The following is a 17,058-nucleotide window of genomic DNA, read 5'->3' as shown; positions in this document are numbered from 1 at the left end:
CCAAGTCACATGAACTTATTGAAGCAAAGACACGATGTTAAAGTCGCCGAACGACATTTAAACACAATATAAACTATAGTGAAAAATCGGTAACGTCTTTCTTATAGGCATATTTCAGAGTATAGGTTTCTTCTTTTCCATAGGGCATGGTAGCGATTTTTATCCGAGTATAATTAAGCCTGCTCTCTCTGATCAAATTATATTCTCGGTTGAATCTCCGCCTTCACACGAACCTTCCATGTGACAATTTTTTTCAGGTGTCGTGCTTCAGGTAAGGGTTATTTTCATGAACGATGTTAGCTCGGCTCCCATACACTCTAAAGTTTTCCGTCGTTTGCCTGACGCTACCCCTTAAAGAAAAACATTCTTGACAGCTTTCATTTTTCACAGTTATTATAGACCTATAATATCCATTATATAAGCGTACTCATTTCACTAAGAGATCGTTATAAGGAGGAAAGAACATGATGAATCGCAATACCTCAGAAGACCATGGTGATATCTTCGATGTGGCGGTGGTAGGGGCAGGAGCTGCAGGGCTAAGTGCAGCACTGTTTCTCACTCGAGCCCGTCGCCGAACGGTCATTTATGACGGAGGACCCGTTCGTAATTCAATGATTTCTAAGATTCATGAATACCTTGGGCATGAAGGAAGTACACCGGCAGAATTCCTGGAACGTGGGCGTTCCGAGGTGGTAAGCTACGGCGGAGAAATTCGCAGTGAGACCGTATTGAAGATCGAAGGAAGGCCCGATGGGCTCTTTGATGTCTGGGGCAGCAAAATGAAGATCACGGCTCGGGCCGTAGTGCTGGCCACAGGGCTAGTCGATGTGCTCCCCATGGTACCTGGCTTAAAAGAGGGGTTGGGCAAGTACGTTCATCTGTGCCCATGCTTCAGCGGATATGAAGTTCGGGACAAACCTTTCGTAGCCTTTGGACTACCGGAGCGCCTTGCCCAGCTTGGAAAGTTCCTGACCGCATGGTCTTCAGACGTAACGGTCGTAAGCCCACAAGAGTTCGACTCCGAAACGCTGACAAGGCTTGATGGATTCGGGGTTAAAACCGTTCAAGACGAGGTGACCGGTCTGGTAACGGAAGGGGACCAACTCGTCTCCATCGCCACAGCGAGCGGCACGGAAGTGCCATGTGAAGCAGTTTTTGTGGCGGCCCCTTTCAAAGCTGCGTCTGAACTGGCTGCCTCTCTCTGTGAAGTAGACGAAGCCGGTTTCGCAGTTACCGATACGTACGGAAGAACGAGCCGACCAGGAGTATGGGCGATCGGGAATGCTACGGATCACCTTGCCCATCTCGTTCATTCAGCCGCCTCCGGTGCGAATATTGGACCTTGGGTCGTTGACTATTTGCTTGAAACATCCCTGAATCCGAAGAAGAAAGAATAGGCACGGATGACCGAAATTTCTTTTTCGCGCGCCCAGGCGCTGACGGTGAATCGGCTGTCGGCTGCGTATTTTGGAGACATGGACCAGCATCAATGGTGAAATGAATCGAGTCTCTAACTATGTGAATACGGCGCTGCGACACAAACAAATAAAAAGATAAAAGCATCGCTTAAGCCTCTGTAAAAGCTTAAACGATGCTTTTCTATATTAGGGTATTGTGAAATCAAATCTATTTCCGATTTTTCCTTTTTAAAACCGTTTTCTATTACCGGAACTCATCCTTGTGTCCGCCAAATTGGAAACCGAGTTGACCACTATAACCGCCTAAATGGCCACCGGCATCGAAGCCAAAACCATGTCCCCCACCAAGATGTGCACCGGTATAACCACCGACACCATATTTTCCACCAAGATATCCACCTGCATGAACTCCCATCCCATGACCACCACCGAGTTGGCCGCCAGCATGAACTCCTACTCCATAGTCACCGCCGAGATGGCTGCCAACATGAGCTCCTATTCCATGGCCACCCCCGAGATGACCACCGACAAACATACCTGCTCCATAATCACCCCCAAGCTGTCCACCAGCATGAACACCAATGCCATGTCCGGAATAATTGCCATTAGAAGGATAAACGCCATAATATGGTTCAGGATATGGATAATAAGCTGGTTGAGGGGATCGACAATATGAGCATAAATAGGGGTTAATTATCATTAATAAGCCTCCAATCTGATCTATGATTGTAGCTTATTCAGAACTAATAAAACATGATACTTGACCATTGCAATTTAGGAAAAATACAGAATACAGGGTCCGTGAGTTATCCAACCATTCTATAACAGTTTATCGAGAATAGTGCCCTTACGAAGCCATAGAGGACCCGCGGGACTGGTGCGATTTCCATCAACCATCCCAAAGTTAAAACGAACAAGCCCTTGCAAATTGCAAGGGCTTCATATTGTTGAGAAACCCTGCCCTTTTTCACCTCAGCCCAGTAGAATACCGAACGTAGGCTGTGGCTTAAAGGATTTTTTTAGATGTCTACTTGACGGGAACAACTTCATTCTCTGATAGCCGCTTGTTTATGGTTGTTGAGCTCTTAATCCTGGGATAAATCCTCATCCATGCCGACGGCTGAATCAAATACACTATCCTGCGGAACTTTCGTGAGATCTAGCTTTAGCTTCACTTGTTCATTGATATTCCCATACCAGGCCTCAAAGGAGTCATCCAACTGCTCCTCTCGATTACGATCCTCGTTCACATCTGAATCAACTTCCATTTTATTACCTAATACCTCGTAGTCGTCTTTGGGATGGATCATACTTTACTTCAACTCCTTCGTATTCGAATTGAATTAAATTCAATATTCATGAATACATGCTGGCCGCCGATTATTAGGTTTAAATATATATCTAACGTATCTTTCCGAAACCTTTTATTCTATTTATACAATTGATCTGCATTGGGATAGCGAATCTCTTCCGACTTTACGCGGGTACTGTTTCTGCCGGGATGAGTCGTTGGTTGTTCAAGTTCCGAATTGGTTTGCTCCCCGATTTCAGAGTCCTGAGGTTGGCTGTATTCTGATTGTTGGTTTTCACTCATACGCATTCTACTCTCCTTTTAAGACTTACATGTTTTAATGGTTAGTTTAGCAACTTGTTATTGAACTAATGCCCCTAATTTTCTCGTGCATAATTATTTTTACGCAACGACTTTCGGACAAAACTGTTTATATCCATCCCAAATCCCCATATACACTGCTCACATTTTTTAGGTTGTTTTGGTCTTAGATTGTCCGTGTTAGGAATTAACAACTTTCTCAAAAATATTTCCCTCCGATTTAAATTCCTGAACAAATTTATGTTTCCCTCTTATTGATAAATTATATATAAAACCAAAACTGTGTAGGTCTACCTTAAACTCCCGCCAGTCAAACGCTTTTTAAGTGCGAGCGAGCTCGAAATCGCGAATCATGCTATAACTTTACATGGTGGATTAACAGCTCCCTAATCCTCTGTTCTTCCCCGCTCTCGTTTGTACGGAACCATTCCATTCCAAATTTTTTGAAGACCTTTATAATCCTCACAAATATCAGCGGAAACTGGATACTGCGCGAGCAATTGCATTACTGCACCTCCTTTTTATACAACGTATGAATAAGCCTTAAAATGATTTGGGTACTCGCCGTTTTTTTCGGCGTAGCGAAAAATTATCATCTATTAGGCATTTGAACAGGCTAAATTCCTAGATACCCATACAATAAGAAAAGAATAGGTAAATGCTATATATTTGCGTGTATTTTCCTAATTTCATAAATTTGAGGTGAAGAGCTTTGGATTGGAATCAGAACAGAGGAACTTACCACGCCTTTATCAGCCTTGGAGCAATGTGCCAGACTGCGCATCAATTACGTAGATTGGGACTCCGCAGATTTAGTGGTCCACTTGATTGGTTTATTTCCGCTTCTTCCCCGAAAGTTTCCCATCTTCTCAAGACAAGGTTCAATGGATTTATGGAATTAAACAATTCGCGTCTTATAAACATAGTCGATAATCATTATGTTTTACGTGATATGACATACCAGGTAGATTCCTATCATGATTTCCCCGTTCCTTATAATATCAACCAACTGTACCCCCAGTTTAAAGAGCAAGTCGACCGTAGGATATCCCGATTTTTAAAAAAGATAAAAACCGGCCCTGTTTGTTTCGTGCGTACACACACTTCAAGCTCGGAGGCACGACTTCTGGAACAAGCTTTATATGACATCTCGCACAAAGATTTCAGGATACTCATCGTTAATCTCCATAATCAGTGGGAAAAGGGCGTCATTTATGAAGATTGGGGATTGCAGCGCATTTCTTCTGTCACAATTCCATCAGGCAGGGATTGGAGAGGCTCAGACCATCATTGGGATCTCATTATGAAAGGGTTTAATTTAAAATGATGACATGCATTTAACTTACTGCTTACACGTATGGACTAAACATGGGTTTAACATTTTTTGAGGGAGACTACCGATATGCTAAGAATGCTGGTGAAAGGAAATGCTTCTGTTCTTCAGTTTCTGATTCCAGCTTTGGTTGCATCGACACACTAAGTTCCCCAATTTTCAATGACCGTCTTGGATGAAGAAACCAGGCTTCTTCCGAGGTTCCTGCACTTCCTGAAATCAAGAAATTCGTCACCAGTTACGTAGAAAAAGTGATTATTTACAAAGAGCATGTCGAGTTGATATTGAAGCTTCACATCCCAAAAACGCAAAATCCACAACCAGATTCGGTTGTGGATTTGACTATGGAGGCGAGGGGAGTCGAACCCCTGTCCGAAGATAACGACAACACAAGCTTCTAAGGGTGCATCCAAAATACTAGCATAATAGAAACTATTATAAAAAATCGGTAACGCCCTTCTTATATGCATTCTTCAGAGTATAGGATACTACTGAATCAGCAAAATAATCTTTGAGTTTGATGAATGAATATGAATGATCTGGGGATGAAGCCTCTGTCTCTTCAATTTTTGTAGGTGGCTTCAAGTACCTTTAAATCCTCGTCGGAAATGTCTTGGTAAGCCCCGTCTTGTTGGGGAAAAGCCATGCTCGCGATAATGTCTGCCTTGAATGTCAATCCTCCATTCCCGTTGTCTTGCTCTGGCGAGATCCTGACCAGAACCATTCCGGTCGGATACCCATCCTGTTTTCGAACGGCGGTGACCCATGAGATTCCAATTTCGGTGAGATCAGCTGGAGGGTCCCCGCAGAGGGGGCTCCAGTAAAAATGCTCCCCCGCTTTCCTTGAGGTTCCCGTCTTGCTCATGCTTTCAAGCCTGCCCTCGAATTCCATGCATAAGTAGTCCGTATTGCCTGATATATCATACGAAATTTCATCACTGCCGCTCAGTTCAAACGGAATGCCCCGAGTGACGCTTATAGCCGGTGACCATCCTTTATTCCAAAGTATAGCGATCATTTCTTCCGCAGGTACGTTTACAACCTCCGGCTTCATATCTTCTCCCGTCTTCGGAGCGCACCCGGCGCCAAGCAGAATCAATCCCAGGCCCGCACAGATGAATAGTAATGTAAGTCCGCCGACTTTGATTATGTTGGACATCAACCCGGCACCTCCTGTGTACAAATAAGGATAAAATCAACTTCAAATCACCGAAAAATTGAAAGGGAAGTTTCTTTGAATCCAAAACCTCCAAGAAAAGGGATTCCTATTCCTAAGATTAGCTCTTGGCGCAGGCAACTACTGAAAATGAATCACCTTTTTTTCTTAACTTGCAAAATCAATCTTATCTGGCTGTGGACCGACGTTTTTAGGCCAGTAGATGATGTAATAAATGGAACTATCGTAGGTGATGTCTCCTTGATAACTTACATTATTGTAGGAATATTCATTTGTCCAAGTTTTATACCCAGGCGAAGAATAATTCCATCTCAAAGGATTCGTCCCTCCTGGCTTATGGGTCCAATCCGAAGCTGTTGTCGTTCCTTTCATAAAATGGTAATCGACACTTCCTTTTCGGATCGCCACCACACGTTCATAATTAGCCAACGACGATGGTTTAGTCGATGTCTTATATCCCCAATATCCAAGAGCCGCTAGATCATCAACGACTAAATCTGCCATACTTGCAATCGATAGATTCATGTTGAAGCTCTGATTGGAATGATAGCCCGGATTTTGAAAGACATGCACGCCTATGGAATACCCGTAGCAATTATATCCTGTATAGCTGTTCGACCATGTTCCTATTACTGTGCTATCTTTTAACGTATAACTCGCTAAAGCAGAGATGTTATTTTGCGAGGATACTTCCAGGATTCTCTTGGCTAACTCGGCTAACTCCGTATAGTTATATGGAATGCGATCTACCGTTGTTACTCCACGCTCAATATCAGCAACAATAGTTTTCACAGCATTTACTGTATATTCGTCCTGTTCAAATGCTTCAGGCAATACGAGCCCGTTTTCTAAAAGAGTATTTAAAATTGCTTCACCGTCTAATTGCGTCAGCTTTTCGATTGCAACCGGATTACTGTCGGCATTGGCCGCCTGGGTTGTCGGTATAAAAGAAATGAATAGTATGACAAGCGCCAACAGAACAGAAAGTGCCTTTAAACTTTTTTTCACATGCGTTCCTCCTAGTTTAAAATTTAAACTTTTCATCTACCAATGTATTGACTGATTTGAGAGTCAGTTACCAGAGTCTTCTCGTTTAAATAGCTGAAAAGACTCGCTATATTATTCCATAATATGGTTCACCTCCTGTTTTTTAGTATATACTATTTTAGCGAAATTGGTATATTTTCCCTAAAGCTTTTTTGTTTAAATTCATATCAAATTAAAGAATGCCTATGAAAGACGTTTTTTCTTTTAAATTACTTGTCGGAACCATGAATACAACGAGGTAAAACCCGCTCAATGAGCGGGTTTTTATGGTATGTATGGAGGGAAACATCACATAGGCTTCTACGAGTGTAATGACAGTTTCGATGTCACCAAAGAAAACTACTTGGCACATGTACAACGAAGATCGAGAGCACATTCAGTATTTGGGAGCTTGGAGACATTACTCCCTCACAGCAAAAAAACGACCTAAATCGGTCGATTTTCTGATGGTAGTAGATTTTAAAAAAAGAGAGCTTCTAAAGCTCTCTATGGGCTGGCTGCATCATCTCTTGAGAGGGGTGATCCGCTTACCTCCATACTTCGGAGTTCTCCTCAATCCAACCATCCCTTGCTACGTGCGATATCTATCGCCTCAATCCGTGTATTCGCCCCGAGCTTCCCAATCGCTTCTGACATATAGTTCCGTACCGTTCCATAGGATAGAAACAACTGTGCTCCAATATCTTGAAGAACTAAGCCTTGGGCAGCCAACTTCATGACTTCACGCTCCCTGGGTGATAATGGACATGGATCATCCCATACCGCGAGCGACAATTCTGAATTGATGACACGTTTCCCATCATAGACCCGACGAATCGCATCAGCCAGTTCCTCGCTGCCCGTATCTTTAAGAAGATATCCATAAACTCCTGCCTGCATCGCCCGCTGGAAATATCCAGGACGCGCGAATGTCGTCAAGATGATGACACGACAAGCTAACTTATTTTTTTGAACCAATTCCGCAATATCTAACCCCGTTTTCAGCGGCATCTCAATATCCAGAACAGCTACATCGGGTTCATATTGCTGAATCATGGACATCACTTCTTCCCCATGTTCAGCTTGACCGACTACTTCAATATCATCTTCTAACGAGAGTAAAGTTGCCAGTGCTCCCCTTAATAACTTTTGATCTTCTGCCAAAACAATACGAATCATCTAAGCTCTACCTACCTTTTCATTTCGTATTACCCTAGGTATATGTAAGGTCACTTCCGTCCCCTTGCCTGAGGACGAAGACAGCGACATACGTCCGTCGATCATAACCAACCGTTGCCGCAATCCGGCGAGGCCATTACTGCTAGTATAGAATTGTTCCGTATCTGCCCCAATACCGTCATCACGTACAGATACACGAACTTCCCCTTCCTGAATGTCGAGAAGAACGTTGCACTTTGTTGCTCGGCTATGTCGAACCACATTTGTAATCGTCTCGCGAAAACACATCGCCAAAATCGTCTCCTGCAAGGGTGTTAACGGAAGCGGATTGTTCACTAATGCGTCTTCCGTCCCTACATGAGAAGGTCTGGGATCTGAAATCGATTGATATTGGAAAAAAAGCGGTATGCCCGCAGCTGAACATAACGATACAGCATGCTTATATTCGTCAGCGAGATATGTAACTTTCATCTCCGTAACCAATTCTCGCATTTGTTTCAAGGCTGCGCGTGCCGTTTCTCGTATTTCACGAGCCTCTTCTATCGCTCTCTCGGGTTGACGATTGACCAATTTCTCAACGACCTCCCCTTTTAATGCGATTAATGACAGCGTATGTCCCAACGTATCATGCAATTCACGTGCGATCCGCTGGCGCTCCTCCTGCTGTGCCATTCGTTCAGCTGTTTCTGCCCGCAGCCGCGCAGACTTCTGTTGAAACCTGGTCGAAGTTCGAATAATATAAGGCAGAATACAGATGCCAAACATTGGCACCAGCCCTATCCATACTAGGCTGCCCATCCGATCCAAGTAAGGAACAGCGATAAATCCCATAGCTACAGTGAAAACGATCGTTATAGAGAGTAATATCGGCAGCTTTTGTTTGCTCAGCGGAGCAGCTATCATAAAACCCATAAACGTATACATAGGGTGAAATAAAGCTGCTAAAATTAAAAGTATTCCCACCTGAACGATCAATATTGGCGTGGCCCACTTTGCATAAAAGTAAGATTGTCGAAACGATAGAACGAATATGCCTAACAGAACAAAGCCAAGCCACTGTATACTTGATGGCTCATAAAGTAAAAAGTACATGGGTATCATTAAATTTGTTAACAAAATATAAGGAGCGACTCCTTCCGATTTTGGAAAGAGACGCCACTTTTCTCTATTCAATTAGACCGCATCCCGTCGATTATATATATAGATTGATAGTAGCATAAAGAGGAGACCGCATCCTGTCAAAATTATGAAATCAATACTTGCTGGAGTTTTTCCAGCGATCATATTCCATGCCCCATTGGCATAACGGTGAGATGGAAGCCATTCCCCGACCGAGCCCATCCAACTTGGCAAAGTACTAAGCGGCATCCAAAGCCCCCCCACAATTGCAAGTCCCATCTGTAGTACATTTCCGATGGCAACGGAGGTATTCGCATTTCTAAGCGTTCCTAACAAGGCACCAAGCGCCAGAAAAGATATGCTCCCAATCCATAACCATAATCCGCATAAAATCCATTGCCCGGCTGTCAATTGTATATCATGAACAAGGCCAGCAGATAAAAATATAACTACAATGACGATCAAGTGAACAGCCATTTGCGATACAATTTTGCTGCCAATCCAGACTGCAGGAGATAGTGGAGTTAGCTTCAACAAGCGTACCCACCCATCTTGATGCTCGAACGATAGACGGATACCGAATTGAGATACGGCTGTACCAATCAAACTGAATGCAGTCATCGACATTAATGAAAAGACACCCCAAGTTGTCGATTGAATCGATTTATCTACCCCATTCATACTCGCAAATAAAAAGTAGAAAGCAAGCGGCATCGCAATGGAGAAGAGTAAGAAAAATGGACTGCGGATAATTCGTATACTTTCTGCTTTGGTTTGGGCAACAAACATATGTAACATGGCTATTTTCCTCCTAAAAATGTTTATTATCGTATAATTGTTTGTTTATTTGAGCCTGTAAGACTTCGGAATGTATCTTCTAAGCTGGCAGATTGTATATCAATATCTGAAATTCCCCATTCAGACTGCATCAGTGTAAATAACAATACATCGGTCTCTTGGGCATAAAGACGAATTCGCTCGCCGTTGCACTCTGCCTTTTCTACACCACCAGGTAATGTGAGCCATTCCTGCTCAGCTGGCGCGTTCGCCGCTCGAAATGAAACGGTTCTAAGTGCTGTTTGAGCCTTTAAACGTTCCGGAGTCCCTTCCGCAACAACCTGTCCTCTAGCGACTACGGCGATGTGATCTGCGACAGCATCAGCTTCATCTAAATGATGTGTAGTCAAGAGCACAGTACGTCCGTCACTTGCCAGCGCTTGGATGGTGTCCCAAAAGCGGCCACGCGCCTCGATATCCATTCCGACAGTTGGTTCATCAAGCAGGAGAAGCTCTGGGTTTCCCGCCAAACTCTGAGCGAAGGCTAATCTACGGCGTTGTCCTCCAGACAGCGAGGATGCGCGTCGTTTCTGATCCGCGTGGAGACCCGAAATGTCTAACAATCGCTCTAGCGACATCGGATTACGATAATAACTGCGGAACAATTGAAGCACTTCTTTCACCGTAAGTCCATCTGCTGCTTTAACATCCTGCAAAAGCGCTCCGACGCATTGCCGTAATTCTTTTGTTCCAGACGGCATCCCCAAGACCCTGACTTCTCCTGATGTTGGCTTGATCATTCCGAGTATCATGGAAATGGTTGTTGTCTTGCCTGCCCCATTCGGTCCGAGCAATGCTGTTATTTGGCCTTTCTCAAAAGATAGATTCATATGATCAACGGCACAGTAGTCGCCGAATTTTTTCACTAGATTTATACACTCAATCGCCTTTGTCATTTTGTACTAACCTCCGCTAATTTCTTCTTCGTTACTTGATGTCCTCATTATATTGAAAAAGCGCGAGATTCAATTAGTGTGGGTTGTCACAAGCCGGTTATGACAAATGTCAGAAAAAAGACCGAAAGCAAAAAAAGAAGGAGCTCTAGCCCCTTCTTCAACATAACGTGCATTTAACACTCTTTGAGTGAGGTGTCTTGCTTTGCAAACTTATAGCTAAGGATTTTACACTTTTAATCGAACACAGCAAAAAACCACAATCTCTGAAGTGACCCCATTAATGATTCAACGGACAATATGGGTGTACAGGCTATCAGGTGTTCGGAAGGCGCGGCATTAGTAGCTACAGTTTCTGGTTCAACGCCATTTGGGAAGATGGATAAGGACATAAATGAACTAGGCACTCTGCATGATGGATGTAGAGTGCCTAGTTTTATAGTAATTTCATTCTGTTACAGTCGTCTTTGAGGAATCAGTTTTTAACGCTTCCAGTCTTTTGGCTTGCTCAAACGCTCTATGTAAAAACTCTTGTGCCGATAAATCCTCATAATCCCAATTCATGGCCTCGATTGCAATCGGGCCTGAATAGTTCGTTTTCGCAATTTTTTTCATGGTTGTAGACCAATCAATCGTGCCATCAAGGGGTAACCCGTGCTGGGCATAACTTCCGTTATTATCATGTAAGTGTAGTGCCATCAGCCGAGACCCGTACATGGATAATAAATCTTTCTCCGGGTAATGGCGGTAGTGATGTCCGCTGTCATAACAGAATCCGATACGCAGGGAATCCACTTGCTCCAGCACATATGCCAAATTGGAAAAGTTCCATAAATTCTCCATTGCAACATTGACACCAAGCTGTTCAGCTTTGTCAGCGATTCTCTTGATTCTATCCAGTCCCAATTCGTTATATGGATTGTCTTCGCCCGGCAAGTGCACGACCATTGTCGGAATCTCAAATTCAGCACAATCTGCAACACATTGCAGATAGCATTCAGCTGCCGCTTCACCATCCAGATTGTCAAGCCAGAGGTTGTTTTCATTTTGGATTGGTGTGTGGATATTTTCTGTAAATAGACCCGCTTCTCGTGCGATTTGCGGCCCGTTGCGATAATCGTTTCGGCCAAAGCAGTCACGACCAAAGCCATCACTCCACCATATTAAAACGCCATCAAATCCAGCTTCTTTTATTAACTGATAACGCTCTTGATTGGGCAATTCACAGCCAAACCAGTCATAAATGGTAATCATAAACCTCTTCCCTTCTTGTTTTCCTAAAACTAGACTGTTACAAAAGCGACACCAAAAATATAATACATGCTATAGCGAAAATTCCGTAACACCCTTCTTATAGGCATATTTCAGAGTATATGTTTCTTCATTCCCATAGGACATTGTAGCGATTTTTATTCGAGTATAATCAAGTCGACCCTCTCTTAACACTCTTTTCACCAAGGCAATACTTCGTTCTTCTTCCGTAACAACACAAAATATATTAAGCGCATATTTCTTCGGGTCGGAAATGCATTTCCCCATGTCAAACCCATCTACATAGCCTAAACCAGCATCTGCAAGAGATATTTCTAAATATTCCATTACTTTTTCTCTTAACCAGTGATCACGTTGGCTGCCTTTTGCACTTTTCAGAGGATACTGTACCACTAACCAGAATTGTTCACTCATTCCAGATCACCAGCCAATCTACAGTTCATATTTAACCTGATCGCGTGAGCGAAGATCCGTCGACCCAGGTTAATCTCATATAAATAATGTCCACTAGAAAATTTCTCCGTAAGTCTCCTAATTCCTTCTTGCTTTGAGTATCAGTCCTACCTCCTCTTTCAAGTCATTCCAAATAATACCTGACCGCTGATCACTAGATTTCCACAAACTGAATCCTTAATGTTTACGCAATAAGCTTCTATGTATTTCCTTTTATTGTTCCAGGATTTGTGTTTTATTTAATATAGAATGAAGCTATCCTAATTTCACGTTTACTACCTAACTGAAGGAGATCTCTACATGAAACAGCCATTAAATATCATCCCAGAACAATGGAAAAGAACGGGGATTGTCACGATTGGCGGTCTACTTATAGGAGCAGGATTTGCCGACTGCCTGATTGCCATGAATTCAATCGATTTAAATCAAATCGCTAGAGGGTTAACGATCTTTAGTGCGGGTCTGACCATCTTAGTCGTCATGGATAACTCCAAAACACAAAAACAGACCGAGAAACTCCAAAAAGAAACGCAACTTCGAATGGAAAGAATAGAAGATAAGCTGAACGCCCTTCATCAATCCCAACAAATAACGAATTCACAGTTTCTTGAAATCAAAGAGCTGATGCATCAATCCAATTCGGAGATCTAATACTCAATACTTTATTTCAGATATAAATGTAAAAACCCGCTCAATGAGCGGGTTTTATGTATGGAGGCGAACCGTGGCTTGGCAAATTCACAATTCGCCGACGCATATTGCTGAGATTATTTCGGGTAATGACCCTAGGTACCATATGAATCGCATTCTATTCATTTTAGACTTTAAACTTCATAACAAGTGCTTCCAAGCTTCGAGAATTTTTGCTAATCAAGTCCGTAACTGAAGCAACCTCCTGAACTAAAGAGCTCTGCTTTGCAGTCATATCGTTCACTGCCTTAACTCCTGAAAGCGAATCTTCAGCTATAGTTGCCATTTCGGAAACAGATGCTGCAATTTCTTCAGAGCCTGCCGCCATTTGTTCGCTAACAGCGGAGACCTCCTGAACTTTCCAGGCCACTTTCTGAGCGGATTTCAATATGTTCTCAAACGATTCAATTGCTTCTTCCATCTTCTTTTGCCCCGTCAATACTTCACTCGTCACTTGCTGCATCGCATGTTCTGTTTCTTGAGAGTCTTTCGTAATATCTTGCAGCAATCCGAATATTTGCCCCGCTGAAGCAGAGGAATGATCTGCCAATTTCCGGATTTCGCTGGCCACTACAGAAAAGCCTCTTCCGTGCTCGCCCGCTCTTGCCGCTTCAATTGATGCATTTAACGAAAGCAGACTCGTTTGATTCGAAATTTCAGTAATTGCATTTACAATTTCCTCGATATGAGAAGAGCGTTCTTTCAAATTGGATACGATTTCTACTGTAGACCCGACAGAATCGCTAATTTGGACCATCTGCTTGCTAACTTGCTGTATAAAGTTCACACCGCTTGCTGCCTCTCGCTCCGTCTCAGTTGCGACAGTAGCAAGATCCTCCGCAGATACGGCGATACGCTGCACACCTATGGACATTTCATTGATTGCATGCGAAGCATCAAGTGTGCTCTGCACTGAGGTGGTCGCCCCTTGCTCAATACTGGCCCCCTGTCTCGTAATTTCCTCTGTCGCGCTTGCAGTTTCTTTCGTATTTTCAACCAATTTACTTGACGAATTCAATACACTGTGGGAAGCGTTACGGACATCTTTAATAATGGATTGCAGAGTCTCAAACATGGCATTTAAGGATTTTGAAATTTCTCCTATTTCATCCTTGCCGGAGTAATCCAGTCGTCCGGTAAGATCGCCTCCACTCTGTGCAATTTCGGCGATCTTTTCATTGACTAATTTAAGTGGCTTCAACTTGATGAAAATAACAGCAAAAATCACAAGTAATGCCCCGAATGTAATTACAAGCAAAACAATAGTTCCCGTAAGCATCAGGCTCGCTTTTTGCTTTGCAGCGTTTGCTTCATTTTCCGTCCTAGTATCCATCTTTTCCTGAAACTGCTGCAGCGGCTCCATAATGTTCTCTTTAATAGTATCGTATTCGCTGCCAAACATGAGTTCCCGAGCTTTGGTAAAATCTTTGTCCTCCGCAGCTTTCATTGCCACATTTTCTAGCTCGACAAGGGTATCCGAAATTTGTTTTGACTCTTCTATAAGATCCAGCTCTTCTTTAGGCGCGCCCAATGCAGTTAAACTCTCCACTACATGATCTCTCGTTTTGGTCTCGTTTACTTCCTTCCAGTAGTTGTCATAGTGAACTTTTTCTCCGAACTGCACATAAGCTCTTACTTCATTACTCAAATAATCCGAGGAGCTGGCTAAATCAATACCTAATTGCTTGAATTCTGCTTGCATTTTTACTGTTTCGCGTTCAAGCGCTACGCTCTTTTGAAGATAATAGACACTAACTCCGTTCAGAACTGTAAGTAAAATAAACACTCCGCTCATCGTTTTAATCCAAGTAGAAATCCTCATGATGAACCCCACTCCTTTTTTATAGAAAAGCCCATATAAGACTTATCGGTCGACTTAATTCGACAGCAAGATAGGTCTTTATATCTATTTCTAAGGATGTGGTTTTAAAGCATACTCACCATTTTCATAACAAACACGTGTGTGTCTCATGCAGAAGTAGTCTACGTCAACTGCTATCCAAGTTCAATGAACATGCGGGGCTTATCGTAAAGTTGTAGATGCCGGAAAAGCAAAATCCACAACCTCAGGCGGTTGTGGATTTTAAAATTTTATGTATGGAGGCGAGGGGAGTTGAGCGTTAAAAGAGAAAACTTTAACTAATAAATTGAAATCGGTGATGATTACCTCTACTTAGATCATTCCACCTAATACAACATAGAGCTTAACAGCTCCCTAATCCTTTGTTCTTCCCCGCTCTCGTTTGTACGGAACCTTGCTAATTCCATTCCAAATTTCTTGAAAATCTCTCCTTTTTTCTCATCTCGCTTTAGTTGTTCAGGATTGTTCTCGTGAAAGGCAAATCCATCGACTTCGATCGCCAGCGCTAGCGATCTGTCCAGTTTATGATAAATCACAAAATCAACAGAAGAACGCTGTTTCACGAATCTGCGCTCTTTCTCATTTAACCGTTTCAGGTCGGTAAACTCAAAATCCTTAAACATAGGCTGAACATCCTACCTGGCATAATAATGCTCAAAATGCTCCTGTTCAAGTAAATAGGCCGACAGCTTCTGCATAAGCTGTGCCTTCTCCCGATCCAATTCCATCAAGCGGTGAATTCGTTGATCCAAATCTTGTAGTTTAGCGTTTAATTCGCCCTCTGGCACGTCACTTGACCATTCAGATACATCCCAATTTGGTAAATTGGCAAAAAACTTTTTCTTGTTCTCTTGGTTGCCCAAACTAGCTACAAAAAAGTGATACCCTTGCCGTTCCATCTTTTCTTGCACATTCAGAACTGCAGCGTTGTTACCGGAAACAATCGCTACCTTTTTCCCTTGCATAACCGCCAGATTCGCAAGAATGTTTAAGATCGTCTGGGTTTTACCTGTGCCCGGAGGACCTTCGATAATACTGATAGGGCTTTTTAAAGCCTGCTCAAGCGCGGCCCTTTGACTCAAATTGTACCTGAACGGGAAAATCGGTTCGCTTGTAACCGGGATATCGCTCTTTATAGGTTTTTTCAGAAGATAATGGCTCAAAGCACTATCCGGATCTATATAGTTTAGTTTTGCAAATTGCTTTGCCAAAAAAGCTTCCTTGTTCCCCTGTTCATCCTCACTCTTTGCACATTTTGAAATCGCACGCCAATAGTCCAGAATCTGACGTCCTTCAGCATTTTGGGTACTACTGCTTCTAACTTGAATACGCTCCCTATCATATGTACGAATACTTCCATTGTTGAAACACACCCGAATCTTTGGACCCAAATCTAGCACCCGCACTACATTATAAAAGGGATACCCATCATGAAAAACAGCCATATCCTCCGTTATATCCTGAACGGTCGGCGTTAGTAACTGTATATCACTCGACTTCCTTACTATTGGAGGATCTTTTTCGTTTGAAGATACATCCTGTGTTTTGTCATCACCTTTAACAATCATCATAAATCTCTCTTGGTCCATAGCAGCCTCTTTTGTATCTGTAATCGATGTTATATACAAAGTCTTCTATAAATTGGGCATGTATTCCTGCCTTATGGATGATTGTTAAAACGAGGGTAGCAAAAGCCACCGGATATGCATCCGGTGGCTTCATGTCTTTTTTACTAGATTTTAAAAGGGAACATCGGAAATTCTTACAGCAACATCCCCTGTAAATCTTCTTCCATCAGATGTTGATACAGTTATTGTATGATCACCAGCAGGAACACCTGCGCGTACCCATGTGTCCTGTGAGTTAGCAGCTAAAGAATAAGAATTAGACCTCCCATGCTCTGAAATAGTAATCGTTACTTTTGTCGATGTAGTATTATTAACATTAAATCTATAATAACTCCATCCTGCGGGTTGATTCCAACTTCTTTCATATGTACCACCGCTCTGTGAAATTCCTTTATCACTAATAACTAAATTTTCTTTAAAAGTAATTGATTCACTAGAAACAGTAGTAGGGGTGGAATAATCGCTGGCAAAAACACTAGTTGCAGTTATACTTAATGCTGCTCCTAAAAGTAATACAGATAACGCCTTTTTATGCCTCATAATTTGAATCTCCTAGT

At 42.7% G+C, this 17,058-nt stretch carries 18 protein-coding genes; 3 read left to right on the top strand and 15 right to left on the bottom strand.

The features are described from left to right. The first annotated feature begins 464 nt into the window (after window positions 1-464). Entirely contained in the window at window positions 465-1,400 is a 936-nt protein-coding gene (locus tag ABEW73_RS05770; protein WP_430162367.1) for an NAD(P)/FAD-dependent oxidoreductase, read from the top strand. Between the two features lie 265 nt (window positions 1,401-1,665). Here ABEW73_RS05770 and ABEW73_RS05765 read toward each other — a convergent pair whose 3' ends face one another. From ABEW73_RS05765 to ABEW73_RS05755, 3 genes are all read right to left on the bottom strand, one after another. Then, the gene (locus tag ABEW73_RS05765) at window positions 1,666-2,121 is read right to left on the bottom strand and encodes a hypothetical protein (RefSeq protein ID WP_430162365.1); all 456 of its coding nucleotides are present in this window, start codon (window positions 2,119-2,121) and stop codon (window positions 1,666-1,668) included. A 385-nt stretch (window positions 2,122-2,506) separates the two neighbouring features. Further along, the gene (locus ABEW73_RS05760) at window positions 2,507-2,731 is read right to left on the bottom strand and encodes a hypothetical protein (protein ID WP_430162363.1); all 225 of its coding nucleotides are present in this window, start codon (window positions 2,729-2,731) and stop codon (window positions 2,507-2,509) included. Between the two features lie 119 nt (window positions 2,732-2,850). Next, window positions 2,851-3,015, bottom strand: coding sequence for a hypothetical protein (locus ABEW73_RS05755; RefSeq protein WP_430162361.1), 165 nt, complete (start codon window positions 3,013-3,015; stop codon window positions 2,851-2,853). A 730-nt stretch (window positions 3,016-3,745) separates the two neighbouring features. Here ABEW73_RS05755 and ABEW73_RS05750 point away from each other — a divergent pair. After that, the gene (locus ABEW73_RS05750; RefSeq protein WP_430162359.1) at window positions 3,746-4,360 is read left to right on the top strand and encodes a DUF1796 family putative cysteine peptidase; all 615 of its coding nucleotides are present in this window, start codon (window positions 3,746-3,748) and stop codon (window positions 4,358-4,360) included. A 568-nt stretch (window positions 4,361-4,928) separates the two neighbouring features. Here the strand turns inward: ABEW73_RS05750 and ABEW73_RS05745 are convergent. The 8 genes from ABEW73_RS05745 to ABEW73_RS05710 form a co-directional block, all read right to left on the bottom strand. Continuing rightward, window positions 4,929-5,525: a hypothetical protein gene (locus ABEW73_RS05745; RefSeq protein WP_430162357.1), complete on the bottom strand. Its 597-nt coding sequence runs from the start codon at window positions 5,523-5,525 to the stop codon at window positions 4,929-4,931. A gap of 165 nt (window positions 5,526-5,690) precedes the next feature. Beyond that, window positions 5,691-6,551: a hypothetical protein gene (locus ABEW73_RS05740; protein ID WP_430162355.1), complete on the bottom strand. Its 861-nt coding sequence runs from the start codon at window positions 6,549-6,551 to the stop codon at window positions 5,691-5,693. A 591-nt stretch (window positions 6,552-7,142) separates the two neighbouring features. Then, entirely contained in the window at window positions 7,143-7,748 is a 606-nt protein-coding gene (locus ABEW73_RS05735; RefSeq protein ID WP_430162353.1) for a response regulator, read from the bottom strand. Next, a complete protein-coding gene (locus tag ABEW73_RS05730) occupies window positions 7,749-8,921 on the bottom strand; it encodes a sensor histidine kinase (protein ID WP_430162351.1) in 1,173 nt (390 codons plus the stop codon). After that, entirely contained in the window at window positions 8,922-9,665 is a 744-nt protein-coding gene (locus ABEW73_RS05725) for an ABC transporter permease (protein WP_430162349.1), read from the bottom strand. Window positions 9,666-9,691: 26 nt separating this feature from the next. Then, window positions 9,692-10,600, bottom strand: a complete 909-nt coding sequence (locus tag ABEW73_RS05720) for an ABC transporter ATP-binding protein (RefSeq protein ID WP_430162347.1) — start codon at window positions 10,598-10,600, stop codon at window positions 9,692-9,694. 444 nt (window positions 10,601-11,044) lie between these two features. Then, window positions 11,045-11,851, bottom strand: coding sequence for a sugar phosphate isomerase/epimerase family protein (locus ABEW73_RS05715; protein ID WP_430162345.1), 807 nt, complete (start codon window positions 11,849-11,851; stop codon window positions 11,045-11,047). Between the two features lie 69 nt (window positions 11,852-11,920). Then, on the bottom strand, window positions 11,921-12,283 hold the full coding sequence (locus ABEW73_RS05710) for a hypothetical protein (RefSeq protein ID WP_076322596.1): 363 nt from the start codon (window positions 12,281-12,283) through the stop codon (window positions 11,921-11,923). A 339-nt stretch (window positions 12,284-12,622) separates the two neighbouring features. Between ABEW73_RS05710 and ABEW73_RS05705 the strand changes: the two genes are divergently transcribed. Further along, window positions 12,623-12,973 carry a hypothetical protein gene (locus ABEW73_RS05705; RefSeq protein ID WP_430162343.1) on the top strand — a complete coding sequence of 117 codons (351 nt, stop codon included), beginning with the start codon at window positions 12,623-12,625 and terminating at the stop codon, window positions 12,971-12,973. Window positions 12,974-13,139: 166 nt separating this feature from the next. Here the strand turns inward: ABEW73_RS05705 and ABEW73_RS05700 are convergent, their stop codons facing one another. The 4 genes from ABEW73_RS05700 to ABEW73_RS05685 all read right to left on the bottom strand — a co-directional run bounded on the left by ABEW73_RS05700 (window position 13,140) and on the right by ABEW73_RS05685 (window position 17,041). After that, window positions 13,140-14,834, bottom strand: a complete 1,695-nt coding sequence (locus tag ABEW73_RS05700) for a methyl-accepting chemotaxis protein (protein WP_430162341.1) — start codon at window positions 14,832-14,834, stop codon at window positions 13,140-13,142. 365 nt (window positions 14,835-15,199) lie between these two features. Next, window positions 15,200-15,496, bottom strand: a complete 297-nt coding sequence (locus tag ABEW73_RS05695; RefSeq protein ID WP_430162339.1) for a DUF2726 domain-containing protein — start codon at window positions 15,494-15,496, stop codon at window positions 15,200-15,202. Between the two features lie 12 nt (window positions 15,497-15,508). Next, window positions 15,509-16,462, bottom strand: a complete 954-nt coding sequence (locus ABEW73_RS05690; RefSeq protein ID WP_430162337.1) for an AAA domain-containing protein — start codon at window positions 16,460-16,462, stop codon at window positions 15,509-15,511. A gap of 150 nt (window positions 16,463-16,612) precedes the next feature. Further along, the gene (locus ABEW73_RS05685) at window positions 16,613-17,041 is read right to left on the bottom strand and encodes a hypothetical protein (RefSeq protein ID WP_430162335.1); all 429 of its coding nucleotides are present in this window, start codon (window positions 17,039-17,041) and stop codon (window positions 16,613-16,615) included. Between the last annotated feature and the right edge of the window lie 17 nt (window positions 17,042-17,058).

Source organism: Paenibacillus lautus (assembly GCF_050482385.1).
GTDB classification, from domain to species: domain Bacteria; phylum Bacillota; class Bacilli; order Paenibacillales; family Paenibacillaceae; genus Paenibacillus_AQ; species Paenibacillus_AQ lautus_B.
This window is presented reverse-complemented; position numbering and strand designations above follow the sequence as displayed.

Excerpts from the sequence above, each read along its gene's own strand:
- ABEW73_RS05770 (WP_430162367.1), top strand. The coding sequence starts at position 465 with ATGATGAATCGCAATACCTCAGAAGACCATGGTGATATCTTCGATGTG.
- ABEW73_RS05765 (WP_430162365.1), bottom strand. The coding sequence starts at position 2,121 with ATGATAATTAACCCCTATTTATGCTCATATTGTCGATCCCCTCAACCA.
- ABEW73_RS05760 (WP_430162363.1), bottom strand. The coding sequence starts at position 2,731 with ATGATCCATCCCAAAGACGACTACGAGGTATTAGGTAATAAAATGGAA.
- ABEW73_RS05755 (WP_430162361.1), bottom strand. The coding sequence starts at position 3,015 with ATGAGTGAAAACCAACAATCAGAATACAGCCAACCTCAGGACTCTGAA.
- ABEW73_RS05745 (WP_430162357.1), bottom strand. The coding sequence starts at position 5,525 with ATGTCCAACATAATCAAAGTCGGCGGACTTACATTACTATTCATCTGT.
- ABEW73_RS05735 (WP_430162353.1), bottom strand. The coding sequence starts at position 7,748 with ATGATTCGTATTGTTTTGGCAGAAGATCAAAAGTTATTAAGGGGAGCA.
- ABEW73_RS05725 (WP_430162349.1), bottom strand. The coding sequence starts at position 9,665 with ATGTTACATATGTTTGTTGCCCAAACCAAAGCAGAAAGTATACGAATT.
- ABEW73_RS05720 (WP_430162347.1), bottom strand. The coding sequence starts at position 10,600 with ATGACAAAGGCGATTGAGTGTATAAATCTAGTGAAAAAATTCGGCGAC.
- ABEW73_RS05715 (WP_430162345.1), bottom strand. The coding sequence starts at position 11,851 with ATGATTACCATTTATGACTGGTTTGGCTGTGAATTGCCCAATCAAGAG.
- ABEW73_RS05710 (WP_076322596.1), bottom strand. The coding sequence starts at position 12,283 with ATGAGTGAACAATTCTGGTTAGTGGTACAGTATCCTCTGAAAAGTGCA.
- ABEW73_RS05705 (WP_430162343.1), top strand. The coding sequence starts at position 12,623 with ATGAAACAGCCATTAAATATCATCCCAGAACAATGGAAAAGAACGGGG.
- ABEW73_RS05700 (WP_430162341.1), bottom strand. The coding sequence starts at position 14,834 with ATGAGGATTTCTACTTGGATTAAAACGATGAGCGGAGTGTTTATTTTA.
- ABEW73_RS05695 (WP_430162339.1), bottom strand. The coding sequence starts at position 15,496 with ATGTTTAAGGATTTTGAGTTTACCGACCTGAAACGGTTAAATGAGAAA.
- ABEW73_RS05690 (WP_430162337.1), bottom strand. The coding sequence starts at position 16,462 with ATGGACCAAGAGAGATTTATGATGATTGTTAAAGGTGATGACAAAACA.
- ABEW73_RS05685 (WP_430162335.1), bottom strand. The coding sequence starts at position 17,041 with ATGAGGCATAAAAAGGCGTTATCTGTATTACTTTTAGGAGCAGCATTA.